Origin of the sequence: Streptomyces sp. NPDC093510, assembly GCF_040683555.1 — a bacterium.
In the GTDB taxonomy this organism is placed as follows: domain Bacteria; phylum Actinomycetota; class Actinomycetes; order Streptomycetales; family Streptomycetaceae; genus Streptomyces.
The window spans coordinates 114,454-141,051 of record NZ_JBFBEE010000011.1 but is presented as its reverse complement, the minus strand read 5'-3'; the positions used below and the strand labels follow the sequence as shown (position 1 = coordinate 141,051).

Sequence of the window (26,598 nt, the reverse complement as noted above, 5' to 3'; positions counted from 1 at the left end):
ACAGCGGGCGCCACCCGGACCGGACGGTCGTTTGTTCGGGTGGCTCCGCAGGGAGTGGGTCCGTCCAGATAGGCTGGACGGATGACGCGTGCCGAGCAGCCAACGGCCGGAATTCCGGCCCCCGACGACGCCCTGGTCGCAGATTCCCGAGAGCGCGCAGTCCGCGCCTTGCTGCGCGTACCGCAGCTGAAGAGGCTGTGGAGCGCCCAGCTCGTCGACAGTGTCGGCGACGCGCTCGCGCTGCTCGTCCTGGTGATCCTCGCGCTCCAGTCGTCCATCGCCGAAGGCGCCTTCGGAGGCGGCTACCGGGGAGCGGCCTTCGCCGTGACCGCTGTCTTCGGAGCACGCGTTCTCGCGACGCTGCTCTTCGGAGCGGTGCTTCTCGGACCGCTCACCTCCCTCACCTCTCCGGGCGGCCCGCTCGACCGCCGATGGACCATGATCGGCGCCGACGGGGTGCGGGCCGCACTGCTGGTCGTCGCGCCGCTGTGGATCGACTGGACCCCGGACGACGCCCTCGCGGTGATCCTTGTGACGTCCTTCGTCGTCGGCGTCGCCGAGCGCTTCTGGACGGTCGCCAAGGAGAGCGCGGCACCCGCCCTGCTGCCCGCGCCGCCCCTGGAGGGCGCGACGGTACGGCCGCTGCCGGACCACATGGACGCGCTGCGGCGCCTGTCCCTGCGCACGGGATTCCTCGCGCTGCCCGTCGCGGCCGCGATCCTCATCGCCATCACCCTCATCGGGAACGCCCTCGGCGCCGGCCTCGACTGGTTCGAGCTGCACCAAGCCGGGCTCGCCTCCTTCGTGGCGGCCGGACTCTTCGCCGCGTCGCTCTCGATCATCTACTTCCTCGAACTTCCCGGTACGCAGACGCCCCGCGCGCGCAGCCCCCTCGAAGGGCTGCGCAGGCCGCGCACGGGCACCGGCACCGACAAGGGCCGCACCGGCTCGATCCCGCTCTTCGTCGCGGCTTGCGCAGCCGTCGCCGGGGCCGTCGCGGCGGCCGTCGCCGTCGCCGTGCTGCACGCCAAGGACCTGGGCGGCGGACCCGTCACGTACGGCCTGATCGTCCTCGCCCTGACCGGCGGCACCACCGTCGGCATCCGCGTCGCACCGTCCCTGCTGACCTCGCTCTCGCGCCGCCGGCTGCTCGCGCTCGCCATCGCCCTCACGGGCGTCGCGCTGCTCGCCGCGGGCCTCGTGCCCGACGTGACGACCGTGCTGCTGCTCCTGGCCCTCACGGGGGTCTGCGCGGGCGTCGCCGCGAACATCGGCCACGCGCTCCTCGACCAGGAGGTCGAGGACTACCGCAGGGCCCGCACCACGGAGCACCTCCACGCGGTCGTACGTCTCGTCCTCGCGCTCGGCGCGCTGGTGGCCCCGATGGTCGCCGCGGCGATCGGGCCGCACCGCATGGTCAACGGAAAGTTCGTCTTCGACCACGGCGGCGCCGCCTTCACGCTGATGCTGGTCGGCGCGCTGCTGCTGCCCGTGGCCGCACTGGTCCTCGCCAAGGCCGACGACCGGCAGGGCATACCGCTCAGGCATGACCTGCTGGACGCCCTGCGCGGCGGCGACGACCCGGCACAGGCGCCCTGCGCCACCGGCTTCTTCATCGCCCTGGAGGGCGGCGACGGGGCGGGCAAATCGACGCAGGCCGAGGCACTCGCCGAGTGGATCCGCGCCAAGGGACACGAGGTCGTCGTGACGCGCGAGCCGGGGGCGACGCCCGTCGGCAAGCGGCTGCGGTCGATCCTCCTCGACGTGTCGTCGGCCGGTCTCTCGCACCGCGCCGAAGCGCTTCTGTACGCCGCTGACCGCGCGGAGCACGTCGACACCGTCGTACGCCCCGCCCTCGAACGCGGCGCCGTGGTCATCTCCGACCGCTACATCGACTCGTCCGTCGCCTACCAGGGCGCGGGCCGCGACCTGTCGCCGACCGAGATCGCCCGCATCAACCGCTGGGCGACCGGCGGCCTCGTACCGAACCTGACGTGCCTGCTCGACGTGTCCCCCGAAGCCGCCCGCGAGCGGTTCACGGAGGCACCCGACCGCCTCGAGTCGGAGCCCGCCGAGTTCCACGCGCGCGTGCGCTCCGGTTTCCTCACGCTCGCCGCCGCCGACCCGGGGCGGTACCTGATCGTCGACGCCGCCCAGGAGCCGGAGGCCGTCACGACGGTCATCCGGCACCGGCTCGACCTCGTACTGCCCCTCTCCGAGGCCGAGGTGAAGGCTCAGGAGGAGGCCCGCAGGGCCGCCGAGGAAGAGGCGCGCCGCAAGGCCGAGGAAGAGGCCGCGCGCAAGGCCGAGGAGGAGCGGCTCGAACGCGAGCGCCAGGAGCAGCTCGCCAAGCTCCGCGCCGAGGAGGAGGAGCGCAAGCGGCGCGAGCTGGAGGAGGCCCAGCGCCGCGAGGCCGAGCGCCAGGCCGAGGAGGCCAGGAAGCGGGCCGAGGAGGCGCGCCGCAAGGCCGAGGAGGAGCAGGCCAGGCTCCTCGCCGAGGAGAAGGCGCGGGCGGCCGAGGAGGAGCGGCGGCGCCGGGAGGCCGAGGAAGAGGCGCGGCTGCGCGCCGAGGCGGAGGAGCGGCGCCTGGAGAAGCAGCGGAAGGCGGAGGCGGCGTTGCTGCGGGCGGAGGAGGCGCGGCGGCTCGCGGCGGCTTCGGCGGCCGCGGCCACGGCTGCCTCGACTCCGGCTCCGGCTCCGGCGCCCGCGCCGGCGCGGAAGGCGCCGGCTGCTGAGCGGAAGGCGCCGTCTCCGGAGGGGGAGGCTTCGGCCTCTGGGCGGAAGGCTTCGTCTCCGGAGGGGGAGGTTTCGGCTTCTGGGCGGAAGGCTTCGTCTCCGGAGGGGGAGGCTTCGGCCTCTGGGCGGGAGGCTTCGGCCGCCTCGTCCGTGCCGGACAACGAGACCACCGTGCCCACACCGGTCGTGACGCCGCCCACCGGAGCGGCCGACGAGACGGCCGTGCTGCCGGCGATCGGTCCCGACGGGCCCGAAGGTGGTCCCGGCGCGGAGGACACCGCGGTGCTGCCGCAGCCGCCCGCCCCCGAGGGAGCCGCGGACGAGACGGCCGTGCTGCCGGCCGTCCATGAGGACAAGGTGCCGCCGGGGTACTTCCGGGACGAGCGGCCCGCGAGTGCGCCCTCGCCCGACGGGTCCGACGACCGGACCCGCGAGCTGCCCCAGATCGAGGTCGACGAGCAGGGCGTGCCCCGGCGCTCGACCTCCGACTGGGCCGAGGAGACGCCGCTGGACGACCTGCCGTCGCTGGCGGACGAGCTGCTCGGGTCGCACGAGGACGAGGTCGAGGGCGGCGGGGACGGCGGGGACGGCAGGGACGGCGACGGGGACGGGGACGGCCGGGGGCGGCGCGGCCGACGAGGTCGCTGAACACCGCGGCCGGGCCGGATTGTCAGTGGCGTCCTCCACAATGGGCAGTCCGGGCAGGAAGTGGCAGTCCGGGCAGGAGCAGAGCGCAGCGTAAGGCGGTGACCCCATGAGCGTGTGGGACGACCTGGTGGGGCAGGAGCGGGTGAGCGAGCAGCTGGGCGCCGCCGCCCGGGACGCCGACGCGCTGGTGACCGCGGTCGCCGCGGACACTCCGCCTCCGGAGTCGTCGAAGATGACGCACGCCTGGCTGTTCACGGGCCCGCCCGGCTCCGGGCGGGCCACCGCCGCGCGTGCGTTCGCCGCCGCCCTGCAGTGCACGAGCCCGGACCGCGCGCTCGGCGGCGCCCCGGGCTGCGGGTTCTGCGACGGCTGCCACACCAGCCTGATCGGCACCCACGCCGACGTGGAAGTGGTGCGCACGGACATGCTCTCCATCGGTGTGAAGGAGACCCGCGACCTCGTCCGGCGCGCCCAGCTGTCGCCCGCTGTCGGGCGGTGGCAGGTCATCGTCCTGGAGGACGCCGACCGCCTCACCGAGGGCGCGGGAAACGTCCTGCTGAAGGCAGTCGAGGAGCCCGCTCCCCGCACGGTGTGGCTGCTCTGCGCGCCCTCTCTGGAGGACGTGCTGCCGACCATCCGCTCCCGCTGCCGGCACCTGACACTGAGTACGCCCCGGGTGGACGCGGTCGCCGACGTGCTCGTACGCAGAGACGGCATCGAGCCGGAAGCCGCGGCCGCCGCGGCGCGCGCCACACAGGGGCACATCGGCCGTGCGCGGCGGCTCGCGACCGACCCGCGCGCGCGTGAGCGCAGGGCCGCCGTCCTGAAGCTGCCGATGCGGGTGTCGGATATCGGCGGCTGCCTGAAGGCGGCGCAGGAGCTGATCGACACGGCGACCGAGGACGCGAAGCAGGTCGCCGAGGAGGTCGACGGCAAGGAGACCGAGGAGCTGAAGGCGGCGCTCGGCGGCGGGCAGGGCAGCCGGATGCCGCGCGGCACGGCGGGCGCGATGAAGGAGCTGGAGGACCGTCAGAAGCGGCGCAGGACGCGTACGCAGCGCGACAGCCTCGACCTCGCGCTCACCGACCTGACCGGGCTCTACAGAGACGTCCTCGCGCTGCAGCTGGGATCGCGCGTGGCCATCGCCAACACCGAGGTGCAGGACATGCTGCAGCGCATGGCCCTGGGAACCTCGCCCGAGTCCACGCTGCGCCGCATCGAGGCGATCAGCGCCTGCCGCACCGCCCTCGACCGCAATGTGGCGCCGCTGCTCGCGGTCGAGGCGATGACGGTGGCGCTGCGGGCGGGATGAACGCATGCCCCTGGTGGACGTTTGCTGGTGACCGCCCCAGTGCACGGCCCCAGTGCACGGCCTCAGTGCACCGCCCCCGTGAACGGCCTCAGTGAGCGGTCCCAGTGAGCGCCCTGCTGAACGCCCTGCTGAACGCCCTGGTGAACGTGCCCGTCCCGGACGAGGGTTGACGTATTCACTCGTACGAGCGCGTTGAGTGATCACTCCCTCGCGGACAGTTACTCTCGCGTGATGGACATCAGCCGTCGCGGCCGCCGCAGCCGACACCTCCCCTTCCGTACGTGCGGCACCCTGCTCCTGACCACCGGGCTGCTCATCTCCGGCTGCTCGTCGGGAAGTTCGACGGCCGACGCTTCCATGGCGTCGCTGGCCCACTCGACGCCCGCGGAGCTCGCCCCGTACTACGGACAGAAACTGAGCTGGCACGAGTGCGGAGCCCCCGGCTTCGAGTGCGCCTCCATGAAGGCGCCGCTCGACTACGCCGAGCCCTCGGCGGGCGACATCGAGCTGGCGGTCGCCCGCAAACAGGCCACCAAGAAGAAGGGCCGCCTCGGCTCACTCCTGGTCAACCCCGGCGGCCCCGGCGGCTCAGCGATCGGCTACCTCCAGTCGTACGCGGCACTCGGCTACCCCGCGGAGGTCCGCGCCCGCTACGACATGGTTGCCGTCGACCCGCGCGGAGTGGCCCGCAGTGAGCCCGTGACCTGCCTCGACGGCGAGCGCATGGACACGTACACGCAGACCGACGTCACCCCCGACGACCGCCCCGAGACGGACGCCCTGCGCACCGCCTTCCAGACGTTCGCGGCCGGCTGCAAGGAGCACTCGGCCGACGTCCTGCCCCACGTCTCCACGGTCGAGGCGGCCCGCGACATGGACGTTCTGCGGGCGGCGCTCGGCGACAAGAAGCTGTCGTACGTCGGCGCCTCCTACGGGACCTTCCTCGGCGCGACGTACGCCGAGCTCTTCCCGCGGCGCGTGGGCCGCCTGGTCCTGGACGGCGCGATGGACCCGGCGCTGCCCGCGCGCCGCATGAACCGCGAGCAGACCGCAGGCTTCGAGACGGCGTTCCGGTCCTTCGCGAAGGACTGCGTGGCGCGCGGCGCGGAGTGCCCGCTGGGCACCAAGAGCCCCGACGACGCGGGTCGGCGCCTCAAGGCCTTCTTCGGCGCCCTGGACCGCGAGCCGCTGGCCACGGGCGGCGGCGTGGGCAGCGGCAGCGGCGTCGGCAGCGGCGGCTCCCGCGGTGGCGGTATGGGGGGCAGGAAGCTCGGTGAGGCGCTCGCCACGACGGGTGTGATCGCCGCGATGTACGACGAGGCGGGCTGGCCCCAGCTGCGCGACGCGCTCACCTCGGCGATGAAGAACAAGGACGGATCGGGTCTGCTCGCCCTCTCCGACGGCTACTACGAGCGCGGGGACGACGGGAAGTACGCGAACCTGATGTTCGCCAACGCCGCCGTGAACTGCCTGGACCTGCCGCCCGCCTTCAGCTCCCCGGCCGAGGTCCGAAAGGCGCTGCCCTCCTTCCGTGAGGCCTCCCCGGTCTTCGGCGAAGGCCTCGCCTGGTCCTCGCTGAACTGCGCGTACTGGCCGGTGCGGGCCACGGGCGAGCCGCACCGCATCGAGGCGGAGGGCGCGGCTCCGATCCTGGTCGCCGGCACGACCCGCGACCCGGCCACCCCCTACCGCTGGGCGAAGGCCCTGGCCTCCCAGCTCTCCTCCGGCCACCTCCTCACCTACGAGGGCGACGGCCACACGGCGTACGGCCGCGGCAGCGAGTGCGTCGACGCGACGATCAACGCCTACCTCCTGAAGGGCACCGTCCCGCAGGACGGAAAGCGCTGCTCATAGCCGTCCGAAGGGGGTGTGCGGAGCACCCTCGAAAACTGTGTAGACTTGGCCGCGTTGCTGATCGCACCATGGTGCGGACGGCGCGCCGCCTTAGCTCAGATGGCCAGAGCAACGCACTCGTAATGCGTAGGTCTCGGGTTCGAATCCCGAAGGCGGCTCGGATTAACCCCAGGACTCACTCGCCGTGACCTGGGGTTTTTTCATGCCTGGGGCGTGACGGGCCGCACGACGGGGATGCCGTGGGAGTGCTTGCGTGAGCGATGCGTGAGCGGAGCCGCTCGGGGACCTACTTCTTGGGCTTTCGGCGCTCTTGCCCGCCTTGGCCTGGGCTTACGATTCAACAGTCCGCCGCGAACAGCTTGGCCAGCGTCGTCAGCCTTGGTAACAGATTGGGTTGGTGGATCGCCCACAGCCCGCCGGGAGCAGCCTGCTCATGAGGCGATGAGGCGGCTGGTGAAGCCGGAGCGAATGAGAGATTCGTAAGCTGCATGGACGTCCTCGGGGACTTCCTGCTCGATGGCGAATCCGAGTTTCGGATACTCGATGACCCGCTGGAGGTCGCCGGCGAGCATGTCCAGAACGAGCTTTTCGTCCCCGATGCTCTTCAGGTAGTCGTCGAACTCCAGCGGCTCCGACGTGCAGAGAAACTCGATGTCGGGCCATAGCTTTCGGGCGGTCGCGAACGATCGTCGTTCCATGTACGGCTTGGAGACCAGCAGCACCATGGCTGGATGGATGCCGGAGGCGGCGAGGACCTCACGGGAGAGTGTGATGTTCTGTCCGGTGTTAGCCGCGTGGGGCTCCAGCAGGATGGCATCGGTGGGGACACCGAGGTCGATGGCGTGCTCACGGAAGTGGATCGCCTCCCCGCGAGGAAAGACCTTGGCGGTGGTAGGGCTGTTGCCGCCGGTGAACACCAGCGTCTGGAACAGCCCGGCACGGTACAGCTCGGCGGAGCGGGTTGCGACGCCGAGATCGTGGCTGCCCAGTCCGATTGCCACGTCGACGGGCCGCAGCGCGTGCTGCATCTGGTGGTAGTCCCAGATCAGCTTGGCCTGATGCCACTGGTCCTCGGTGATGCCCTGATGGTCGTTGCGCACGCGTTTCTCCCTGCTCACCGTTGCCGGGGGCCGGTCGGCCCCTCGCTCATGGCCTTGACGCCCTCGATGCTGCGCAGTTGGTGCACGAGTCCGTACTGCGCGGCCGCCTTGGCGGCCTGGTCGAGGACGAGGATTCCATCATCCTGGGTCGCCGTATCGGAGAGCAGGATGTGGCCATGAGCGGTGTCCAGTCGTACGCGTTGCATCGGTGAGTCCGTCGTCCCGCTGCTTCGGGCGATATCAATGAAGTGCAGGGCTTGAGAGAGGTCGTCGGCACCACGGCGGGCCAGAGCAAGCTTCTGATGGGCCACCGACCAGTCGTCCGGTTCGGTGAGGTCTTCGAACTCGCGGGTCGCTCCCTGCATGACGCGGGTCGCGTAGTCGTGCTCGCCGTCTTTGCTCAGCGCCGTCCCCACCCACAGCCGTGCACGAGCCCGGTCGCGGCGAGAGAGCCGGTCGTCCACGGCGAGGGCCTCGTAGTTGCGTGCGGCGACTTCCAGCTTGCCGGACATCTCGGTGACGACTGCGAGCGACAGATCGAGTTGGGCGACGCGGCGGGGGATGTCGAGCTGGGTGAAGACCGTCCGGGCACCGGCGTAGGAGTGCTGGGCCGAGAGCGGGCCCAGGACAACGCCTTGGTCGCGCTTGAGGTAGCCGAGTAAGGCGGTGGAGCGGGCAAAGAGGTACAGGCCCTTCTCGTCCAACTCATGGGCCTTGAACCGGCCCAGCCATCGAGTGAGAAGGCTGTCGGCGAAGGCGAAGTTCTGCCCGGACAGGGCGACCACGACACGGTCGAGGTCATCGGCCCATGACTCGTACTCCCATGCCCTGGGGCCGGACGAGGTGACACGTCTGCCGGCAGTCGCGACGGTGCTGGTCATCTCCGACAGGAGCGTCTCGAAGCGCAGGTGGACTGCGACGCCCGCTCGTCCGAGGGCGGTGTCGAGGATGGCCTGGGTATCGGGTCTTGGCTCAGTGGAGGCGAGCTTGCTCTCCCACTTGGACACGGTCGCGACCGCCAGGCCCAGACGCTCTGCGAAGGCCCGCACGCTCAGCCGCAGGGCGAGCCGCAGCGCCTTGGCCTCAAGCCCGGTCCAGTGGTGCACGGTCGCCACGCGTCACTCCCTTCCACCAGCCATCGAAGCAGACCCGACTGCGCGGCGGGACGGAAGTGGAACGGAAGTAGAACAGGCGGTGATTTGCAGCGAGTTGGTCCGCCGACATGCTCGAAGCGTCACCAGGTGTCGAGCCATTGGACGGTCCTGAGCATGGAACCCCTCACGGAACATCGCCTTGTCAGCGGCCCGGTCGTTTACGGCTTCCTGCGGCTGGTGCGTGTATCCCGAGCACGGCAGGAAGCACTGGCCGCCTCGCTTGCCGAGTACTGCCGTAAGCACGAGCTGCAACTGTCCGGCGTCTTCACCGACCGTGACGCTGCCGGGTCCGCCTCGGCGGCGTTCACCGGCCTCCTCGACGTGCTTGCGCTGCCGGACGTCTACGGCGTCGTCGCCCCCGCCATGTCGCACCTGGGCCCGAAGGCCGTAGGGGCCGAACGCGCGCGACAGATCGAATCGGCCGGTGCCCGGCTGCTGCTGGTCCGGCGCCCGTGTCCCACGCGCTCGGGCGTCTCGCGAAGCGGCCCCACCCATCATCTGCACTCCGGCACCACCCGTGTCGTGGACGTCGAGTCATGAGGACCATCGCGATGACCAAGACGATCCAGAGGTTCTTCGCGTCCCGGCCCGAGTCGGTAGGCGAGGCGCGGACTTTCATCACCGAGGCCCTGAACAGCTGGGGTCTGCTGGACCGAGGCGAAGACGTCCGGCTCTGCGTCTCCGAACTCGCCATCAACGCCGTGCTCCACGGGACTGATCCCGGCCGCGGCTTTCTCGTCAGACTCGACGCCGACGACGAAGTCGTGCGCCTGGAAGTACACGACAGCCGCCGCCAGCACCCCCACCCCCGTCATCCCGGTGACACGGACACCGCCGGCCGCGGGCTGCTCCTGGTGACCGCGCTTGCCGACGGCTGGGGCGTGGAGGACCGCACCCCGTTCGGGAAGATCGTCTGGTCGTGCTTCAAAGCCCCGGGTGGGACGTCAGCATGAGCGTCGCACTCACCCCGCCGGGCCCTGATCTACGCCTGTTGGTGTCACTCGCCGCCTGGACCTGGCGGGGTGCCGGACTGGACGGCCGGGAGATCGCGCACATCCTGCTCGCGCACACCCCGGTCCTGGCTGATGGCGGCACCGCCGTGCCGGCCGAGGACCGAATGCGGCGACTGTCCGCGTGCCTCGGTGGCCTGACCGGAGCCCCTGAAGTCATCCCTGAGCTGGAGAGCTGCCTACAACTCGTCGGCGACCGCGTGCTGCTGTATATCCCTGAGGCTTCCCGGCGACTGCAGCTACCCACTCGTCGTACCTGGACCGAACTGGTCACCCGCAGCGGCCAGGTGATCCTCCTGCTCGGTCTCGACCCGCTGCCGCAGTCCGCAGACGCCGCTCGCCTCGACACCTACCTGGACGCCGCCTTTGCAGGCGACCGACTGCTGTTCGGGCGCGTCCAGCTCCCGCCGCCAACCCTGAGCGCTGACGTCTGCTCGACCTGCGGCGGCAGCGGCACCGACCCGATCTCGGGCCGCGCATGCCCGGACTGCACCCTGCACTGCCGACTCGAACTATGAAGGGCACGCCATGCATCAGCTCATCGCCGCCCCGTTTCTCGACGGCCACCTCCTGCTGCGCCCCGGAGCACGATCCGGCGCCCGAATCCCGGCCACCCACTACGAGCAACTCCACGCCGCCGATGGCGCGCAGCCCCTGCCCGATTGGGCGGTCGACCTGGCGGCCGAAGCCTGGGGTCTCGATGTCGCCGGCGCCCCGACCGCGGACACGGTCCTGATCCGCGAGCCGTCCACGTACGGATACTGCCGGGCCTCCTGGGAGATCAACCTCGGATGCAACTTCGGCTGCAAGCACTGCTATCTCGGCGAACGTCCCTTCTCCGGCCTCACCTGGGAGGACAAGGTCAAGCTCCTGGACATCATGCGCGAGGCCGGCGTCATCTGGCTCCAGATCACCGGCGGCGAACCGACCATGGACCCGCACTTCCACAACGCCTACCGGTACGCCTGGCTGGCCGGAATGATGCTCACGATCTCCACCAACGGTTCCCTGCTGTTCCGCCCCGACCTGCTCCAGCTCTTCAGGGAGTGCCCGCCGTACCGCCTCGTCGTCAGCATGTACGGCGCGAGCGAGGAGTCCTTCGACGCGCTCACCCAGCGGCGCGGAGCCTGGAGGGCCTTCCGGCGGGGCATGGACGCCGCCCGCGCCGCAGGGCTGCCGCTGCGCATCAACATCGTCGTCACCGAGGACAACGCGAGCGAGGCCGACGCGATGGCCGTGCTCGCTCGGGAGTGGGGCGTGGAGCACCACGCGTACACCAACATGACTCCGACGATCTACGGCGGCGGCGAACCTCTTCTCGCTCAGTCCGCAGACCACCTGCGCCAGCGCAAACCGTTCGCCGGATGCAACGCCGGCCACACCTTCTTTCACGCCGACCCGCACGCCAAGGTTTCGATCTGCAAGGTCGGCCGCGACGACCAGATCGACCTCATGGCCGAAGGCATCGAAGGACTGCGACGGCTCGGCGCGATCGCCGACTGCCTGATGCTTCGCACCGGAGGGTGCGAGGGCTGCGCCCTGTCCGGCACATGCCGGGTCTGCCGTCCCCTGGCCAAGCACTACCAGGAGGCCCGGGCGCCGCTGCACAGCTACTGCCAGCACGGAGACACGGAGAAAGAGAAGGTGACCCCATGACGCCCCGACCCGTACCGGTACAGATCCTGACCGGCCCGCCCAGCAGCGCCCGTCGCGCGGCGCCCCCGGTGGCCTCGGCCGCCGTGACGCTCGTCGCGGACTTGGACGATGTCGTCGAGAGCGCCGAGTGCTCCTGCGACGCCGGCGACGACAACCCACACTGATTCCGGCCCGACCGATGTGCTCCGACCCGTCCCACCGACGGGCCGGAGCACCCTCACGTACAGCGCTAAGGTGCCCGCATGCTCTTCCGCTGGGACTGGCTCCGCCCCGTGCTCACCGCACCGGTCGTGCCCACCCTCGGCCCCGTCCATCCACACGCCCTGACCGTCGACCTCTTCGAGGCCACCCTCGTTGCGGCTGCCGCCGAGCGCCACTTCCTGCCGTACGACAAGGATCGCCGCTGGGGCACGGAGAAGCAGGAGGTCGTCCTCGCCGAGGACGTGGTGCACCACCCCGACCACACGCTCATCCCCACCTTGTGGACCCGCGGCCGCGGAGCGTTGAAGGTCTTCGCTTACGGCCACCGAACCGACGTCCTGGACCAGGCCGCCGAGCTCGCCGTCAAACTCGCTGCCGTCCACGGGGCAGGCACCGCCCGCGTCGTCCGGCCACTGGGCCCGGAGACATCACGCCCCCGCGGTGTCCGCATCCAGCTCCAGGACTTCTCGACGCGGCACTGTCCGGCACCTGATGGCCCGGTCCGCCGCCTGGACGACTGGCCCGCCCTGGTGCGCGGCACCTTCAGCGCCTTCGCCCACATCATGGAAGCCGACGGCTTCGCTTTCCTCGACCGCCAGGTCCAGGCCGGATGCTGCGGGCCGATCCTCGCCGCCGTGCTGGAGGAGCACGTCGTTGGCGCCATCGGCCCCATGGAGATCCGTCCCGACCCCGCAGGAATCGCCCAGCTCATGCCGCAGTACTTCGCCGTGCACCCCGACGCACGTGGGCACGGGCTTGGCCGGCACCTGTGGCGCGCCGCTATGTGCTGGGGGCAGGTGCACGGCGCGGCCTACCAGCTGTTCCAGACCGAAGTCGGCGGCGCCTCGGACCACCTGTGCCGCACTGAGGGACTCACGACGCTGGGGTTCGTCCATACCCGGACGGTGTGACCTTCAAATTTCCGTCCCAGAGGGCTGCCGCACGATTAGGTGACATCCTGACCCGAGTGCGCGTATCTCTGCTCGGAGCTCGGCGAGGTCGACCGTGTCGACCTTGAGTCGCGTCTGGTCCGGCTTCACTCCGTGGGAACCGACCCATTCGGGATTCTCCGAGAGCGCCGGGCGGCGCTGGTTGCCGCTGCGTTGGCGGTCACGGTCCAGGGGATCGCCGCGCGGTGAACACTGCTGAGAACGTCAGGGCGATCGAGAGGCGGATCACCGTGTTGACCACAACGTCCGAGCCCGAGGGTGCGGCGCCCACCTCCAATGAGTCGGGAACCTGTCACGCGAGGTTGAGGGCCGAGGTCAGTCGCTGATAGGCGTGGGCTCCGTACCGCGTGCAGCCGGCACGGACGGTTGCACTACCTGCCGTTTGTTGCCCTTGAGGCCGAGCTCTTCCTTCTGCCTTTCGAAGTCGATGTCCGGAGTTCCGATACGTCCCACAGCCCGACTGTGCCCCGTCAACATCGCCTCCGCGAAGGGACTGTCGAGAGTGGCGACACGGCGTAGGGCGCGGACCACGTCCAAGGGGAGAGACGTGACGTCCTCGAAGTCCACCAGTAGATCCGGTACGTCGAGGTACTTCGGGAGCACCCGGTAGCGGTTGTGATCGGTTCGGAAGAGATCGGAGACGCGCCGCTTGTTGCCCCCGTTGGCCTGCCAGTCGGCGACAGGCGGGGACGTGTGCAGCACGTGGGCGCGTGCCAGTCGGACGAACTCAGCCTTTGCGTGGCGCTTCTTGGTCACTTCAGCTGTGGGCGGGTCCTCGTAGAGGTCGCACGCGGGCGTGAGGACGAGCCACCAGTCGCCGGTGGGCGACGTCAGGATGTCGGCCGCGGTGACGTGATGCGTCACCGGCGGCTTGAGATAGACCCTCGCGGCCGAGGAATGCCCCACGACATTTCCGCCATTGGCCGAGATCACGGAGTCGAGCTCGCGAACCGCGTTCTCCTTCAGCCACGCGGCCAGCTGGTTGATCAGCACAAGAGGGATCTCGTGCTGGTCCGACTCGGCCATCTCCTCCCAGTTCGGGGCGATGGTGTCCGATCCGACAACTCGTCATGCGTAGGTCTCGGGTTCGAATCCCGAAGGCGGCTCGGGGAAAGCCCAGGACACGTAACCCGTGGCCTGGGCTTTTTTCATGCTGTGGTGTGGCGGGGCTCATGGGTGCTGGGGCGGGGTCGGGGGGTTGAAGGATTGGTGGCAGTGGTGGATTAGGTGGCGTAGGGCCGGGTTTTCTGATGGGGACCAGGTCAGGGAGAGGACGGGCTCCGTGTGGACGTCCTTGATTCGGCGGGTCGTCAGGCGTGGGCGGTGTTGGGCGGCGAGGGACTCGGAGAGGATGGCGACGCCCAGGCCACGGATCGCCAGGTCGGCGATCGCGGTGGGTGCCCCGGCCTGGAACGCGATCTCCACGTCGATGCCCGCCGCCGCGCACGCTTCGTCGAAGACCCTGCGCACCCCGGAGCCGGCGGGGAGGCTCACCACCGGGTGACGGGCCAGGTCCTCCAGGGTCAGCTCGGGCTTGTCGCAGAGCGGGTGGTCGACCGCCATGGCCGCGACCAGGGGCTCGCGGATGATCTCGTACGACTCCAGTCCCGGCGGTGTCGACCCGGCGGTGCTGACCAGGACCATGTCGGCGCGGCCCGCCCGCAGCCGTTCGAGCAGCCTGTCCGAGGTGTCCTCCAGGAGCATGATCTCCACGCCCGGATGCCTGTGGTGGAAGGCGGACAGGGCGTCGAAGAGGGGCGTGACCGTGCACGCGGTCACCATGCCCACCACGAGCCTGCCCCGGATGAGACCGTTCACCTCGTCCACCGCCTGGCGGACGGCGTCGGCTGCGGCCAGCGCCGACCGGGCGTGCCGCAGTGCGGCCACCCCGGCCGTGGTGAGCCTGACGCTGCGGCCCGTGCGGTCGAACAGGGACGTCCCGAGGTCGTTCTCCAACTGCCGGATCTGGGCGCTCACTCCGGACTGGCTGATGTGCACGCGCTCCGCGGCACGGGTGAAATTCTCCTCCTCGGCCACCGCGACGAAGTATTCGAGCTGCCTGAGTTCCATGGCCCGCGATTCTAGATCCATTGCTTCTGGCTGCCAGAAGAAAGGGGAGTTGGACGTGCAGGGCTCTCGTGACCAAGCTTGTCCGCAGTGGAAATCAGCTCTGAAACGAGAGGTTCTCCTGTGACCGAGTACGAGAAGGCCTACCGGCCCGAAGACATCACGCGGCTGATCGTCGAGCGCGCCAACAAGGGCGACACGGCCGGCGTCGCCGAGCTCTACGCGGAGGACGCCGTCATCGCCTTCCCGCCCGGGCAGACCACCCAAGGGCGGGCTGCCATCCGGGAGTTGTGGGAGGCGTTGATGGCACAGGGCGCCAAACTCGAACCGGAGGAGCCCCTTCCGACTCTGGTCACCGGTGACATCGCGCTCACCTCCACCCCGCCGAAGGACGGTGCGGGCGCCCGCGCCCAGGTGGTGCGCCGTCAGCCTGACGGCTCATGGCTGCGGATTCTCGACCAGCCCGAGTTCGTTCAGCCCAAGTAGCCGCAGTAGCCGCAGTAGCCGAGGAGTTGTGGCGGGGCTGGTCATCTTGCCCAGTGCTGCGACGCTTTGCCGGACTGGCAGGTCGACGCGGAGACACCGCCGCCGTACGCCAGGTCGAGACAGCCGCCGTTGCTGGTGCTCTTCAACGTGCCGCCCGAGCCCCAGCGCCAGAGCCGCGCGCCGCCCTGGGTGCAGTCACCGACGAAGACGGCCTGGCCGAGCATGTTGGCGACCAGGCAGGAGCCGGACTGCTTGTTGACCACCTTGAAGCTGTTGTTCTCCGCACGCACGGTCTTCCAGGAGGCGCTCGGATCGCCGCAACTCCCGTCGTCGGCCGAGCCGTACACCTGGGTCAGGCAGGCGTCGTTATCGGCGTTCTTCAGGCGGAAGGGGCCGGAGGAGGGGGCGGGTGGAGAGTCTTCGGAGCCTGTGCCGGCCGAGTCGGAATCGGAGTCGGAGTTGTTGTTGGAGTCGGCTCCGGTGCCGGTGCCGGAGGAGCTTTCGGTCGAACCGGAGCCGGCGTTGGAGGCGTCGCCCCCGTTCCTGTCGCCCTTTCCGGCCCCGCCGTCCTTGTTCCCGGAGCCCACGGGCCCGTCCTCCGTCCCCTCCCGCGACTTGTCCTTACCCTTTGCGTCCTTCTCGTCCTTCGGCTTCTTCGGCGAGGACTTCGACGGGGCGCCGGACGGCTGCGTCGGGTCGGCCGGGGCCGTGACCGGCGCCGACGGCGTCGAACCCGATGCCCGGTCCGGGCCCGTGACGTACGGCAGGTTCTGCAGGGCGAGAGTCGTCCCCGCGGCGACCACCACGACGGGGACGGCGGCCATCACGATGCGCGTACGACGCCGCTCGCGCCGCGGCGGCCGGGCGTCGGGCGTGGTCTCGGATATGGGTAGCGGTGCGGGTGTGGGTGAGTGTGTGGGGGTGGGCGTAGGAGTAGGCGTGGCGGTCGGCTCCGGGGGTGGCTCGGGCGCGGCCGCCGGGATTCGCGCGGCGAACGCGGCCCGCTCCGTCAGTACGTCGAGCACGGGGGCGGGCCAGACAGGCGTGCCCGAGGCGGACGGAGTGTGCCGGGCGGCGGCTTCCACCAGTTCGGGGGCGGTCGGGCGGCCCTCCGGGTCCTTGTCCAGGCAGGTCGCGACGAGCTCCGCGAGCTCGGGGTCGAGCTCGCGCAGCGGCGCCAGGTCGGGCTCGTCGTGCACGATCCGGTAGAGCGGGCTGCCCTCGCCCGCGTCCGTGAACGGCCAGCGGCCGCTCGCCGCGTACCCGACGAGGAGCCCCAGCGCGAAGATGTCGGACGCGCTGGTCAGGCCCCGCTTTCCCGAGGCCTGTTCGGGCGACATGTACGCGGGTGTGCCGACGACGAGCCCGGTCTGCGTCAGCTGGCTCTGCTCGGCGGCACGGGCGATGCCGAAGTCGATGAGGGTGACGCCGTCGAGGGTCAGCATGACGTTCGACGGCTTGAGGTCCCGGTGCACCATGTCGAGGCCGTGCACCGCCTTCAGGCCCGCGGCGACCTCCCGGAGCAGCAGCCACAAGGCGTCGCTGGACAAGGTGTCGCTGGACAAGGCGTCACCGGGCAAGGCGTCGCTGGGCAAGGCGACGGTCGGCCTAGGGGGCGTCGGCGACGGGGCAACGTTCGATCCGGCCTCGGCGAGCCGCTCGACGGCCTCGGAGAGGGTGATGCCGGGCACGTACGCCGTGGCGAACCAGGGTGGTTCGGCGGTGCGGTCGCTCGCCAGGAGGGGCGCGGTGGCTTCGGCCGGCAGCCGCCCGAGGTTGTCCATCTCCTGCCCGAAGCGGCGCAGGAAGCCCCGGTCCTCGGCGACGACGGAGGCCAGCATCTGTTTGACGGCGGCGTACCGACCGTCGACGACGCCGAGGTACACCCGTCCCATGCCGCCGGCGCCCAGCCGGCCCACCAGCGGGATCGTCCCGATCCGCCGCGGGTCCTGCGCGCGCAGCGGTTCGGCACCGCTGCCCGCCAGATCGAACCCGTCGAACCCGTCGAACTCGCTGTCCCCGTTCGTCCCGCCTGCCGCGTTCACACTCTCCCCGTTCACCGGCCTCCCCGTGGCCGGACCCGTGCACAGTGTGGCCCATCGGTCCATCGAAGTGGAAGATCTTTCTAGAACTGCGTTTCACTGACTGCCCATCGACTGGCCATCGACTGCCCATCGACCGCCCGACTTCGTTTCGCTTCTGCGCGCCGCGTTTCACTGCCGCGGGGCTTTACGCTGGTCATCACGATGAGTCCCAAGCAACAACGCGGCGAGGAAACCGCCGAACGTCTCCTGGCCGCCGCCCTGCGGGTGTACGCGGAGTCGGGCGAGCAGGGCGTCACCGTCAACGCCCTCGGCAGGGCCAGCGGGGTCAGCCTCGGCAGTCTCTACCACCACTTCGGCAGCGTCGACGGCCTCATGAACGTCCTGCTGCAGCGCTGGCTCGGCCGGCTGCTCGGTGAGCTGATCACGGCCGTGGAGCGTTCCCGCACCGCCCGGACCGGTGTCCGGGCCATCGTGCGGGCGTATCTGGCGTTCATCCAGGAACATCCGGACGCGGCCCGCCTCCTGCACTCCTCCTACGCCGACCGGCTCGGCATGGCGCAGGCCAAGCAGCTCCGCGACGCCCAGGAGGCCAGGCTGTCGCCGCTCACCGACTGGGTGAGCCTGCACATCGCGTCGGGCGAGCTCGCCCCGCTCTCCGTGCCCATGGTCGAGGCGCTGGTCATGGGGCCCGTCGTCGCGACCGCGCGTCGGTGGCTCTCCGGTCTCGACGACGTCGACCTCGACGAGGCCGCGCGTGTCCTGCCGGACCGGATCTGGCGCTCGCTCGTCCCGTGAGGCACCCGCACGAACATGCCTCCTCCGTACCTCCTCCGTACCTCTTCCATGCCTCCTCCATGACGTTCGGTTCGCGCGCGGTTACGACGGTCCCGGGCAGGGGAGCGATCGACCATGGGCGAGACAGGCGAGACAGGCGAGACAGCTGAAGAAGTGGCCGCGCGGCACGGGTTGCGGCCGTTGCCGGTCGAGGGCGGACTGTTCCGGCGGACCTGGGCGGGGCCGCCGGACGCCGACGGGCGCCCGGCGGGGTCGGCGATCATCGCGCTGCTCACCACGGCACCCGGTGACTTCTCCGCCCTGCACCGTCTTCCCATCGACGAGGTCTGGCACTTCTACGAGGGCGACGCGCTGGAACTGCTGCTCCTCGCGCCCGACGGCACGGACCGGACGGTCGTCCTCGGCACCGAATGTGCTGAAGGGCAGGTGCAGTGCGTGGTTCCGGCCGGGACGTGGATGGGGGCGCGTGTCCGGGCCGGCGGGCGGTCCGGGTGTGGAGACGGGTGGGCGCTCTTCGGGACGACCATGGCGCCCGGGTTCATACCCGAGGATTACGAGGGTGGGGACCCGGAAGAGTTGAGTGCTCGGTATCCGGGGCGTGCCGGGCTCATCCGGGAGCTGTGCCGGTCAGGGGAACCGCTGCGGATGCGGGGAGAGGATGGTCCAAGTGCGTGACTCGATGCGTGACTCAAGGCATGACTCGATGCGTGGCTCGAGGCGTGACTCGATGCGTGGCTCGAGGCGTGACTCAAGGCATGACTCGATGCGTGACGAGGCACTGCCCGGGCTGCCGGGGCGCGTCGCCCTGGTCACCGGGGCGAGCGGGGGCATCGGCGCCGGGATCGCCTTCCGGTTCGCCCAGGCGGGGGCCGCGGTCGTCGTCCACTACCGGAGCGGCGGGGAGCGCGCCGAGGAGCTGGTCGGGCGGATCGTGGCGGCGGGCGGTGACGCCGTCGCCGTACCGGCGGACCTGACGCGTGAGGAGGAGTGCCACCGCCTCGTCGAGGAGGCGCGCGCCTGGCGGGGGCGCCTGGACGCGTTGGTCAACAGCGCCGGTATCCAGCCGGTGCGGGAGCTCGCGGGTATGACGGCGGCGGAGTGGCGGCAGCTGTCCGAGGCGAACGTGACGAGTGCGTTCTGCTGCACGCAGGCGGCCGCCGACGTCATGGCCGGGCAGGACGGCGGCGGTACGGTCACGCACATCGCGTCCATCGAGGGGTCGAACCCCGCCTCCGGCCATGCGCACTACAGCGCGTCGAAGGCGGCCCTGATCATGTTCGCCCGCTCGGCGGCCCTGGAGTACGGTCCGCGCGGCATCCGCGTCAACAGCGTCTCGCCCGGTCTCGTCGACCGGCCGGGACTCGCCGAGGACTGGCCCGAGGGCGTGGCACGGTGGGGCCGGGCGGCGCCGCTCGGGCGGCTCGGCACGCCCGAGGACATCGGCAGCGCCTGCGTGTTCCTCGCCTCGGACGCGGCGTCCTGGATCACCGGGACGGACCTGGTGGTGGACGGTGGGGTGGGGGCGCGGCCGACCTGGTAGTTCAGTGGCACCGCTACAGGTCCGTGTGCATGTCTGTGTGCGTGTCCGGGTGCCTGCCCGGGTGCAGGTTCAGGTAGGCGAGGACCGCCAGGACACGGCGGTTCGCGGTGTCCGAGGGAGGCAGGGCCAGCTTGGGGAAGATGTTGCCGATGTGCTTGGCGACGGCCTTCTCCGAGATGAACAGGGACTCCGCGATCCCCGCGTTGGACCGCCCCTGCGCCAGGCACTCCAGGACCTCGCGCTCGCGGGCGGTGAGCGTCGCCATGGCGGCGTCGCGGCCCTTGCGGACCAGGAGCTGGGAGACCACCTCCGGGTCCATCGCGGTGCCGCCCGAGGCGACGCGCTCGATCGTTGAAATGAACGCGGCGCCGTTCGAGACCCGGTCCTTCAACACGTAGCCGACGCCCTCGGAGCCCGTGGCCAGCAACTCGTGGGCGTACAGCGGTTCCACGTACTGGGAGAGCAGCAGGACCGGCAGTCCGGGCATCCGCTCCCGGGCCGTCACGGCGGCGCGCAGGCCCTCGTCGCTGAAGCCCGGGGGGAGCCGGACGTCGACGATCGCGACGTCCGGCACCGACTCCGTGAGCGCGGCGAGGAGTTCGGGGCCGTTGTCGACGGCCGCCACGACTTCGTGCCCGAAGGCGGTGAGGAGCCTGCTGAGGCCGTCCCTCAGCAGGAAGTGGTCTTCGGCGAGGACAACGCGCACGGCACCTCCAGTGTCACCAGGGTCGGCCCGCCGGGCGGGCTGCTCATGGCGAGGACGCCGTCGAAGGTCGCCAGGCGCTGTTCGATGCCCCGCAGCCCCGAGCCGAGGGACGCGTCGGCGCCGCCGTGGCCGTCGTCGGTGACGGTGATGCGGAGGGTGCCCCGGCCCTCTGGAGCCGGGTCCGCGCCGCTGCCCCGGCCGTCTGGAGCCGGGTCCGCGCCGCTGCCCGGGCCCTCTGGAGCCGGGTCCGCGCCGCTGCCCGCGGCTGTCCCGCCGCGGCTGCCTGGGGCGGTCCCGGTGGGGTCGGTGGTGGTGGTTCGGCTGGTGTCCGGGGTGGTCCTGGTGGGGTCGGTGGTGGTGGTTCGGCTGGTGTCCGGGGTGGTCCTGGTGGGGTCGGTGGTGGTGGTTCGGCTGGTGTCCGGGGCGGTCCTGGTGGCGTCCGCGGTGGTTCGGCTGGTGTGCGCGGCTGTTCCGCTGCTGCCCGGGGCCGTCGCGTCGGCGTCCGGGGCGGTCCCGCTGTTGCCCCGGGTGGCCCCGCAGGTGCGTGCGGCGGTCCCGCTGCTGCGCGCGGCGGTCCCGGTCTCGTGGCGGATGTCGATCCAGGCCCGTTCCGCCCCGGAGTGCTTGGCGGCGTTGGCCATGATCTCCGAGACCGCGAAGTAGGCGGCCGACTCCACCGGCGGGTCGAGGCGGGCCGGCAGCTCGGCGGTGACCTCGGTCGCGAGGGGGCTGAGCATCGCCAAGGACCGTACGGCATCGGCGAGTCCGCGGTCCGCGAGGACGGGCGGGTGGATGCCGCGGACCAGGTCGCGCAGTTCCTGGAGGGCCTTGGTGGAGTTCTCGCGGGCCTCGACGAGCAGGGCACGCACGGCCTCCGGGTTGGACTCCAGGAGGTGCTCGGCCGCGTCGAGCGTCATGCCCATCGCCACGAGACGGACCTGCGCGCCGTCGTGCAGATCGCGTTCGATGCGGCGGATCTCCGCCATCTGCGTGTCGACGGCGGCGGTACGGGTGGTGGTGAGGTGGTCGATGCGATGCGCCATCTCGGCCATCTCCGCGCGCAGTTCACTCTCGCTCGGGGCGAGCATGGCGCGCAGGTAGCGCTCGTGCATCCGGACGGCGCGGGGTGCGGCCCAGAAGAAAGCGAGGGGGAACTGCAGGGCGCCGAGTACGCCGGCGAGGACGGCCGTCGGCCAGTTCTGCACCGGCACGAACAAGTACCAGACGCTGTCCCACTCCTGGGAGAGCCGCACCCCGAACGCGGCCGTGAACAGGCCCCACACCCCGCTCAGCAGCAGGGCGAGGGGACCGAAGGCGATCATGCCACCGAGGCAGGGATCGAGGCCGACCCAACGCCGGTCGCGCCACACCTGACCCTGCTTGCCGGCCAACTGGGCCCGCAGCGCGAGCCCTTGGCCCGTGGCAGGCAGGTCGGGGTAGGGCGCGGAGAAGTCCCGGCCCGACCACTCGCCGGCCAGCTCGCGCTGCCGGTCCGCGAGCCTTCGTACGCTCCGCATGGCGGCCGGGAGCAGCCGGGCGGCGGGACCTCCGCCGAGGAGCTGGACGTGGACCACCCACAGGGACACCCAGAACGCCTTCAGGGAGAGGGTCCAGAGGAGGAGGGAGCGGGTGAAGGCGCCACTCGGGGCTTCTCTTGTGGCCGTGCTTGGTGGGGTGCTCGGTGGGTTGCTGCGTGGGGTGCCTGGCGCGGCATCTGGTGCGGTGCCTGGTGTGGTGCCTGGCGTCGTCATGTCTTCCCCCTAGCGCCGTGAACTGCGGTTTCCTGCGGCGGCGGCCTTCCGCGGGTTCATTATGGGGCGGGGCGAGGGCGGAAGTCGGTGGTGAAAACTCCCCTCTTCGCGGTGCGGAGCGGGCGGATCCCGGCGGGGCGAGTGGCCTCAGCCGACGCGGGCCAGCCAGGCCCGCAGTGCGGAGTTGAACTCCTCGGGGCGTTCCAGGTTCGGCATGTGCGCCGCCGACTCGACGACGTGCAGGGCGGAGTCGGGGAGCGCGGCGTGCATGGCCTCGGCGTCGGAGACCGGGGTGAACGCGTCGTCGCGGCCCACGACGACGAGGGACGGCACGTCGACGCGGGTCAACAGGTCGCGGTAGTCGTGGCGTTCGGCCCGGCCGCGCAGGGCCGCGGCCGCTCCCTCGGGCGGGGCGGCGAGCATCATGCGGTGGACGTACGCGGATGCCTCCGTGTTGTACGGGGCCACCATCTTGTCCCGCACCTCGTCCGCGTACCCCTTCATGCCCTCCGCGAGGAGGCGGTCGGCGAGGGAGTTGCGGAAGACCTTGCCGTCCGGGGTCTCGGCCGCGGGGAACGTGTCCGCGAGCAGGAGTCCCGTGATGCGCTCCGGGAAGAGGCGGTAGCACTCCATGACGATCTGGCCGCCCATGGAGAGCCCGCCGAGCGCGAACTCCCGTATGCCCAGGTGGTCCATGAGGGCGGCGACGTCCTCGGCGAACGTGGCGAAGCCGGTGGTGCCGGGCACGACGGTGGACGCGCCGTAACCGCGGAGGTCCGGGGTGATCACGCGGTGGGTCGTGGCGAGCGCGGTGCGCTGAGGGGTCCACATTGAGCGGTCGAAGGGGTGACCGTGGATGAGTACGAGGGCGGGGGTACGGGCGCGGGTGTTCCGGTCTTCGCCCTGGCCCCCGTTTCCGCCTTCAGTCCCGTCCGCGTTTCCGTTGGCGTTTCCGCCTCCAGTCCCGGCCGCGTTCCCGTCCGCGTTCCCGCCCCCAGTCCCGTCCGCGTTCCCGTCCCCGGTCCCGTCCGCGTCCCCGTTTCCGCCGTCGCTGCCGGTGTCGTCGTAGCCGATGGTTATCCCGTTGAGCTGTGCGGTTGCCATGCGGGGAGGCTAAGCGGGGGGCAGGGGCGGTGCAACGAGTTACGGGTGATGCGGGGGTGCCCCGGGGGCCGAACGCCGAGGTGGTTCGTCCGCTCGCCTTCAGCCACGCGCCTTCACCCACACACTTATGAGGATCCTGTCAGGCCGCTGTCCGGATTCCATTTGCCTCACCTGAACCGGACGGGACATGCATATCCTCAACGCCATGTGCGCTTTTGTCCTGGTCGCGGAGGACGACGAGAAACAGGCCGAGCTGATCCGCCGCTACCTGGAGCGCGAGGGTCACGCGGTCGCGGTCGTCCACGACGGTACCGCCGCCCTCGCCGAGGTGCGGCGCCGGCTGCCCGACCTGCTGATCCTCGACGTGATGATGCCGGGTGCCGACGGCCTCGAGGTCACCCGTGTCCTGCGGGACGGCGGCGGGCCGCCCGAGCTGACGCGGCTACCGGTCCTGATGCTGACCGCCCGCTCCACCGAGGACGACCTGCTCGCGGGCCTCGACACGGGCGCCGACGACTACCTCACCAAGCCGTACAGCCCGCGCGAGCTGATGGCCCGTGTACGGACGCTGCTGCGCCGCGCGGCCGGCATCCAGCCGCCGCTGCCGGACGCCGACCGGCGAATCCTGCGCGTCGGCGGACTCGTCGTCGACCCGCTGCGGCACGAGGTGACGGTCGACGGGCGCCACGTCGACTGCACACCGGGCGAGTTCGACCTGCTCACCGCACTCGCTGAGGAGCCGGACCGGGTCTTCACCCGCCCGCAGCTCCTCGACCGCATCCACGGCTCGTCCGGCTACATATCCGCCCGCACGGTGGACGTGCACATCCTCAACCTCCGCAAGAAGATCGAAGCCGATCCCCGCAGGCCGGACCGTCTGGTGACGGTGTTCGGGGTGGGGTACAAGCTGGCGGCGAGAGCGGGAGCCCCTGTGAGCGACGGGGCGGCGGCGCTGCGTGGTGCGTGACGTTCCGCTTCGTAAGAGTCTGCTGGCGCGTCTCCTCGTCGTCTCCGTACTGGTCTCCATCGGTTCGATCGCCGCCACCGCGTGGCTCGCGGCGCAGACCACGACCGGGGCGCTGCGGCAGGAGCAGGGGCAGGTGCTCGCCGACGACGCCCGTATCTACGACAGGCTCCTCGGCGTCGGCGCGAGTGCTCCGGAGTGGCGGGGCGCCGAGGAGGCCGTCCGTGAACTGTCCCGGCAGACCGGCCGCCGTGTCGCCCTGACCACCCAGGACCGCAAGGTCATCGCGGACTCGGCGGCCCCTGGGAAGCCGGGCTCGTCGGCGGGTGGGGGTGGGGGCGGGGGCTCCGACTCTGGCCCTGGCTCCGACTCTGGCCCTGGCTCCGACTCTGGCCCTGGCTCTGGCTCCGGGGCTGGCTCCGGGTCTGCCTCCGGCGCCGGAGGCCCCTCCGAGAGCGGCTCGGCCAAGGACGGCTCCGGCTCCTCCGGCTCCTCCGGCACCTCAGGCAGCGGTTCAGCCAAGAGTGACCCCGGCAAGGGCGACAAGAGTGACCCCGGCAAGGGTGACCCGGGCAAAGACGCCCCCCGCAGGAACGCCCCCGCCAAAGACACCCCCCAAGACACCCCCACAGACACCGCCAAGAACACCTCCCTGCCCCCCACCGCCTCCGCCGTCCTCGACCCGCTCGCCGTCGACAGCATGCTCGCACCGGGACGTACGGACGCGGACACCTCGACGGCCGGTGAAGCGACGACCGACGACGCGGCGACCGGCGACGGGGCGACCGGCGACGCGACGACCGGAGACGCGGCGGCCGACCGTATCGACCCGCGCGCGATCGGCCCCTACCGCCTCACCAAGGCGGAACGCACACGGTTGAAGAAGGAAGCCGACCGGAGCGCAGCCTGTCTGACGGACCTCGGCATGAGCCCTCGGGTCGTCGTCGGCCCCGGCGGGCGGCCCGCCGTCCAGCTCGACCACGATCCGGGCGGGTTCCTGCCGACCCACTGCCGCAGCGCCGTCCTCGACCTGCCCACCGCGACCGAGGAGAAGGCCCTCAAGAAGCTCAACTCCCTCACCAACGCGTGCATGGCGCGGCACGGTCTCGACCCGGTCGCGGTCGACCTCGACCTGATCGGACGCTCCGGCGCGAAGCCCGTCGGCGCCGCCGTCCCCACGTACCTTCCGGACATAGGGTCCGAGAGCGAGCCCCTGTCGTTGCCCGCCCGCTCGGGGGCCATCGGGCCCGGCGTCACCTCCGCCGTCACCGCGTCCTGCGTCGACACCGCGCGCCGCGAACAGCTCGGCCCCTACGTCTCCTCGCCCGCGCTGCTCTTCATCACCAGCTCCGACGGCACGCGGAGCACGCCCGGCTTCAGCCTCTCGCGGGCCAACACGATCCGGCTCGCCGGGCTCGCCGCCGCCGTCCTCGCCGTCACGGTGGCCGTCACCGCGCTCGCCGCGACCCGGCTCACCCGGCCGCTGCGCGCGCTCACTGCCGCGACCCGGCGGATGAAGGCGGGCGAGCCGGGCGAACCGGTGCCCGCGCGGGTCACCCGTTCCGCGGGCGAGATCAGCCAACTGGCCGCCGCTTTCAATGACATGGCGACCCATCGCAAGGCCCTGGAGGAACAGCGCAAGGCCATGGTGAGCGACGTGGCGCACGAACTGCGCACCCCGCTGTCCAACATCCGCGGCTGGCTGGAGGCCGCGGAGGACGGCGTCGTCGACACCGACCCCGAACTGGTCACCTCGCTCCTCGAAGAAGCCCTGCTGCTCCAGCACATCGTCGACGACCTGCAAGATCTGGCGGCGGCCGACGCGGGCACGCTCCGGCTGCACCGCGAGCCGGTGCGCGCCGCCGACATCGCCGACCAGGTGGCGGCGGCGCACCAGGCGCGCGCGGACGGGGCCGGGGTGCGGCTCAGGGCCACCGCGTTCGGCGACCCGTGGGTGAAGGCCGACCCGCTGCGGCTGCGCCAGGCGATCGGCAACCTCGTCTCCAACGCGATCCGTCACACGCCCGAGGGCGGCAGCGTCCGCATCAGCTCCCGCACCACGGACGACGCCGTGCTGATCGAGGTCGCCGACACGGGCACCGGCATCGCGCCCGACGACCTGCAGCACGTCTTCGACCGGTTCTGGCGCGCCGACAAGTCCCGCACCCGTGCGACGGGAGGCAGTGGTCTCGGCCTGTCGATCGTGCGGAAACTGGTGGAGGCGCACGACGGGACGGTGACGGCGGAGAGCGTGCCGGGCAAGGGATCGCTGTTCACGGTGCGGCTGCCGGGGGCGTGACACACCGGTAGGGGAGAGGCGGGTGGCGCGAGGGAGGGGAGCGCGGGTCACAGGGGCGGGAGAGCGCGGGTCACAGGGGGAGCGAGAGCGCGGGCCACAGGGGGAGGGAGAGCGCAGGTCGCACGGAGGGGCAGGGCGAAAGCCCCGGTCGTTCACCTCCGCCGACCGGGGCTCTCTCTGCCCCCGGACCCGGCCGCGGCGGCGACACTCCCCCGAGCTA

Annotated in this window: 23 protein-coding genes and 1 tRNA gene; 16 read left to right on the top strand and 8 right to left on the bottom strand. The window is 71.2% G+C overall.

Annotated elements, in window-relative coordinates:
- Window positions 1-81: 81 nt before the first annotated feature.
- The 4 genes from tmk (at window position 82) to AB0N81_RS19265 (ending at window position 6,708) form a co-directional block, all read left to right on the top strand.
- On the top strand, window positions 82-3,384 hold the full coding sequence (tmk, locus tag AB0N81_RS19280) for a dTMP kinase (RefSeq protein WP_365359749.1): 3,303 nt from the start codon (window positions 82-84) through the stop codon (window positions 3,382-3,384).
- A 106-nt stretch (window positions 3,385-3,490) separates the two neighbouring features.
- Window positions 3,491-4,696: a DNA polymerase III subunit delta' gene (locus AB0N81_RS19275; RefSeq protein ID WP_365359747.1), complete on the top strand. Its 1,206-nt coding sequence runs from the start codon at window positions 3,491-3,493 to the stop codon at window positions 4,694-4,696.
- A gap of 231 nt (window positions 4,697-4,927) precedes the next feature.
- Window positions 4,928-6,550: an alpha/beta hydrolase gene (locus tag AB0N81_RS19270; protein ID WP_365359745.1), complete on the top strand. Its 1,623-nt coding sequence runs from the start codon at window positions 4,928-4,930 to the stop codon at window positions 6,548-6,550.
- Window positions 6,551-6,634: 84 nt separating this feature from the next.
- Window positions 6,635-6,708: transfer RNA gene (locus AB0N81_RS19265), tRNA-Thr, on the top strand.
- Window positions 6,709-6,981: 273 nt separating this feature from the next.
- Here the strand turns inward: AB0N81_RS19265 and AB0N81_RS19260 are convergent.
- Together AB0N81_RS19260 and AB0N81_RS19255 are read right to left on the bottom strand one after the other, a co-directional pair.
- Complete coding sequence (locus AB0N81_RS19260) at window positions 6,982-7,650, bottom strand: YdcF family protein (protein WP_365359743.1); 669 nt, start codon at window positions 7,648-7,650, stop codon at window positions 6,982-6,984.
- 14 nt (window positions 7,651-7,664) lie between these two features.
- Complete coding sequence (locus AB0N81_RS19255) at window positions 7,665-8,765, bottom strand: helix-turn-helix domain-containing protein (protein WP_365359741.1); 1,101 nt, start codon at window positions 8,763-8,765, stop codon at window positions 7,665-7,667.
- Window positions 8,766-8,918: 153 nt separating this feature from the next.
- Between AB0N81_RS19255 and AB0N81_RS19250 the strand changes: the two genes are divergently transcribed.
- From AB0N81_RS19250 to AB0N81_RS19225, 6 genes are all read left to right on the top strand, one after another.
- A complete protein-coding gene (locus AB0N81_RS19250) occupies window positions 8,919-9,344 on the top strand; it encodes a hypothetical protein (RefSeq protein ID WP_365359739.1) in 426 nt (141 codons plus the stop codon).
- Window positions 9,345-9,355: 11 nt separating this feature from the next.
- Window positions 9,356-9,757 carry an ATP-binding protein gene (locus AB0N81_RS19245; protein WP_365359737.1) on the top strand — a complete coding sequence of 134 codons (402 nt, stop codon included), beginning with the start codon at window positions 9,356-9,358 and terminating at the stop codon, window positions 9,755-9,757.
- Window positions 9,754-10,332, top strand: coding sequence for a hypothetical protein (locus AB0N81_RS19240; protein ID WP_365359735.1), 579 nt, complete (start codon window positions 9,754-9,756; stop codon window positions 10,330-10,332). Before AB0N81_RS19245 ends, AB0N81_RS19240 begins: the two co-directional genes overlap by 4 nt.
- Before the next feature lie 10 nt (window positions 10,333-10,342).
- Complete coding sequence (locus AB0N81_RS19235; protein ID WP_365359733.1) at window positions 10,343-11,470, top strand: radical SAM protein; 1,128 nt, start codon at window positions 10,343-10,345, stop codon at window positions 11,468-11,470.
- Complete coding sequence (locus AB0N81_RS19230) at window positions 11,467-11,634, top strand: hypothetical protein (protein WP_365359731.1); 168 nt, start codon at window positions 11,467-11,469, stop codon at window positions 11,632-11,634. The genes AB0N81_RS19235 and AB0N81_RS19230 overlap by 4 nt, the downstream gene beginning before the upstream one ends.
- Window positions 11,635-11,712: 78 nt before the next feature.
- Window positions 11,713-12,582 carry a GNAT family N-acetyltransferase gene (locus AB0N81_RS19225; RefSeq protein ID WP_365359729.1) on the top strand — a complete coding sequence of 290 codons (870 nt, stop codon included), beginning with the start codon at window positions 11,713-11,715 and terminating at the stop codon, window positions 12,580-12,582.
- Between the two features lie 354 nt (window positions 12,583-12,936).
- Here the strand turns inward: AB0N81_RS19225 and AB0N81_RS19220 are convergent, their stop codons facing one another.
- Both AB0N81_RS19220 and AB0N81_RS19215 read right to left on the bottom strand, forming a co-directional pair.
- Window positions 12,937-13,647, bottom strand: a complete 711-nt coding sequence (locus AB0N81_RS19220; RefSeq protein WP_365359727.1) for a hypothetical protein — start codon at window positions 13,645-13,647, stop codon at window positions 12,937-12,939.
- A gap of 144 nt (window positions 13,648-13,791) precedes the next feature.
- Window positions 13,792-14,691 (bottom strand): LysR family transcriptional regulator, encoded by a 900-nt coding sequence (locus AB0N81_RS19215; protein WP_365359725.1) that lies wholly within the window; start codon window positions 14,689-14,691, stop codon window positions 13,792-13,794.
- Window positions 14,692-14,811: 120 nt separating this feature from the next.
- Between AB0N81_RS19215 and AB0N81_RS19210 the strand changes: the two genes are divergently transcribed.
- Window positions 14,812-15,174 carry a nuclear transport factor 2 family protein gene (locus AB0N81_RS19210; protein WP_365359723.1) on the top strand — a complete coding sequence of 121 codons (363 nt, stop codon included), beginning with the start codon at window positions 14,812-14,814 and terminating at the stop codon, window positions 15,172-15,174.
- Window positions 15,175-15,215: 41 nt separating this feature from the next.
- Here AB0N81_RS19210 and AB0N81_RS19205 read toward each other — a convergent pair whose 3' ends face one another.
- Entirely contained in the window at window positions 15,216-17,219 is a 2,004-nt protein-coding gene (locus AB0N81_RS19205; protein WP_365359721.1) for a protein kinase, read from the bottom strand.
- 201 nt (window positions 17,220-17,420) lie between these two features.
- Between AB0N81_RS19205 and AB0N81_RS19200 the strand changes: the two genes are divergently transcribed.
- The 3 genes from AB0N81_RS19200 to AB0N81_RS19190 all read left to right on the top strand — a co-directional run bounded on the left by AB0N81_RS19200 (window position 17,421) and on the right by AB0N81_RS19190 (window position 19,554).
- The gene (locus AB0N81_RS19200; RefSeq protein ID WP_365359719.1) at window positions 17,421-18,014 is read left to right on the top strand and encodes a TetR/AcrR family transcriptional regulator; all 594 of its coding nucleotides are present in this window, start codon (window positions 17,421-17,423) and stop codon (window positions 18,012-18,014) included.
- 114 nt (window positions 18,015-18,128) lie between these two features.
- Window positions 18,129-18,689 (top strand): cupin domain-containing protein, encoded by a 561-nt coding sequence (locus AB0N81_RS19195; protein WP_365359717.1) that lies wholly within the window; start codon window positions 18,129-18,131, stop codon window positions 18,687-18,689.
- 88 nt (window positions 18,690-18,777) lie between these two features.
- Entirely contained in the window at window positions 18,778-19,554 is a 777-nt protein-coding gene (locus AB0N81_RS19190; RefSeq protein WP_365359715.1) for a glucose 1-dehydrogenase, read from the top strand.
- 13 nt (window positions 19,555-19,567) lie between these two features.
- Here the strand turns inward: AB0N81_RS19190 and AB0N81_RS19185 are convergent, their stop codons facing one another.
- The 3 genes from AB0N81_RS19185 to AB0N81_RS19175 all read right to left on the bottom strand — a co-directional run bounded on the left by AB0N81_RS19185 (window position 19,568) and on the right by AB0N81_RS19175 (window position 23,115).
- Window positions 19,568-20,260, bottom strand: a complete 693-nt coding sequence (locus AB0N81_RS19185) for a response regulator transcription factor (protein WP_365359713.1) — start codon at window positions 20,258-20,260, stop codon at window positions 19,568-19,570.
- The gene (locus AB0N81_RS19180; RefSeq protein ID WP_365359711.1) at window positions 20,224-21,846 is read right to left on the bottom strand and encodes a histidine kinase; all 1,623 of its coding nucleotides are present in this window, start codon (window positions 21,844-21,846) and stop codon (window positions 20,224-20,226) included. The genes AB0N81_RS19185 and AB0N81_RS19180 overlap by 37 nt, the downstream gene beginning before the upstream one ends.
- Before the next feature lie 312 nt (window positions 21,847-22,158).
- Entirely contained in the window at window positions 22,159-23,115 is a 957-nt protein-coding gene (locus tag AB0N81_RS19175) for an alpha/beta fold hydrolase (protein ID WP_365359709.1), read from the bottom strand.
- A 205-nt stretch (window positions 23,116-23,320) separates the two neighbouring features.
- Here AB0N81_RS19175 and AB0N81_RS19170 point away from each other — a divergent pair, with 205 nt between their 5' ends.
- Together AB0N81_RS19170 and AB0N81_RS19165 are read left to right on the top strand one after the other, a co-directional pair.
- Window positions 23,321-24,082 carry a response regulator transcription factor gene (locus AB0N81_RS19170; protein ID WP_365359707.1) on the top strand — a complete coding sequence of 254 codons (762 nt, stop codon included), beginning with the start codon at window positions 23,321-23,323 and terminating at the stop codon, window positions 24,080-24,082.
- Window positions 24,072-26,378, top strand: a complete 2,307-nt coding sequence (locus AB0N81_RS19165) for a HAMP domain-containing sensor histidine kinase (RefSeq protein ID WP_365359705.1) — start codon at window positions 24,072-24,074, stop codon at window positions 26,376-26,378. The genes AB0N81_RS19170 and AB0N81_RS19165 overlap by 11 nt, the downstream gene beginning before the upstream one ends.
- Window positions 26,379-26,598: the final 220 nt, after the last annotated feature.

What these genes read in the sequence shown, in the direction of transcription:
- AB0N81_RS19235 (WP_365359733.1), top strand. Translation starts at nt 10,343, where the DNA reads ATGCATCAGCTCATCGCCGCCCCGTTTCTCGACGGCCACCTCCTGCTG.
- AB0N81_RS19275 (WP_365359747.1), top strand. Translation starts at nt 3,491, where the DNA reads ATGAGCGTGTGGGACGACCTGGTGGGGCAGGAGCGGGTGAGCGAGCAG.
- AB0N81_RS19250 (WP_365359739.1), top strand. Translation starts at nt 8,919, where the DNA reads ATGGAACCCCTCACGGAACATCGCCTTGTCAGCGGCCCGGTCGTTTAC.
- AB0N81_RS19240 (WP_365359735.1), top strand. Translation starts at nt 9,754, where the DNA reads ATGAGCGTCGCACTCACCCCGCCGGGCCCTGATCTACGCCTGTTGGTG.
- AB0N81_RS19215 (WP_365359725.1), bottom strand. Translation starts at nt 14,691, where the DNA reads ATGGAACTCAGGCAGCTCGAATACTTCGTCGCGGTGGCCGAGGAGGAG.
- AB0N81_RS19190 (WP_365359715.1), top strand. Translation starts at nt 18,778, where the DNA reads ATGCGTGACGAGGCACTGCCCGGGCTGCCGGGGCGCGTCGCCCTGGTC.
- tmk (WP_365359749.1), top strand. Translation starts at nt 82, where the DNA reads ATGACGCGTGCCGAGCAGCCAACGGCCGGAATTCCGGCCCCCGACGAC.
- AB0N81_RS19270 (WP_365359745.1), top strand. Translation starts at nt 4,928, where the DNA reads ATGGACATCAGCCGTCGCGGCCGCCGCAGCCGACACCTCCCCTTCCGT.
- AB0N81_RS19175 (WP_365359709.1), bottom strand. Translation starts at nt 23,115, where the DNA reads ATGGCAACCGCACAGCTCAACGGGATAACCATCGGCTACGACGACACC.
- AB0N81_RS19170 (WP_365359707.1), top strand. Translation starts at nt 23,321, where the DNA reads ATGTGCGCTTTTGTCCTGGTCGCGGAGGACGACGAGAAACAGGCCGAG.
- AB0N81_RS19230 (WP_365359731.1), top strand. Translation starts at nt 11,467, where the DNA reads ATGACGCCCCGACCCGTACCGGTACAGATCCTGACCGGCCCGCCCAGC.
- AB0N81_RS19200 (WP_365359719.1), top strand. Translation starts at nt 17,421, where the DNA reads ATGAGTCCCAAGCAACAACGCGGCGAGGAAACCGCCGAACGTCTCCTG.
- AB0N81_RS19195 (WP_365359717.1), top strand. Translation starts at nt 18,129, where the DNA reads ATGGGCGAGACAGGCGAGACAGGCGAGACAGCTGAAGAAGTGGCCGCG.
- AB0N81_RS19245 (WP_365359737.1), top strand. Translation starts at nt 9,356, where the DNA reads ATGACCAAGACGATCCAGAGGTTCTTCGCGTCCCGGCCCGAGTCGGTA.
- AB0N81_RS19225 (WP_365359729.1), top strand. Translation starts at nt 11,713, where the DNA reads ATGCTCTTCCGCTGGGACTGGCTCCGCCCCGTGCTCACCGCACCGGTC.
- AB0N81_RS19220 (WP_365359727.1), bottom strand. Translation starts at nt 13,647, where the DNA reads ATGGCCGAGTCGGACCAGCACGAGATCCCTCTTGTGCTGATCAACCAG.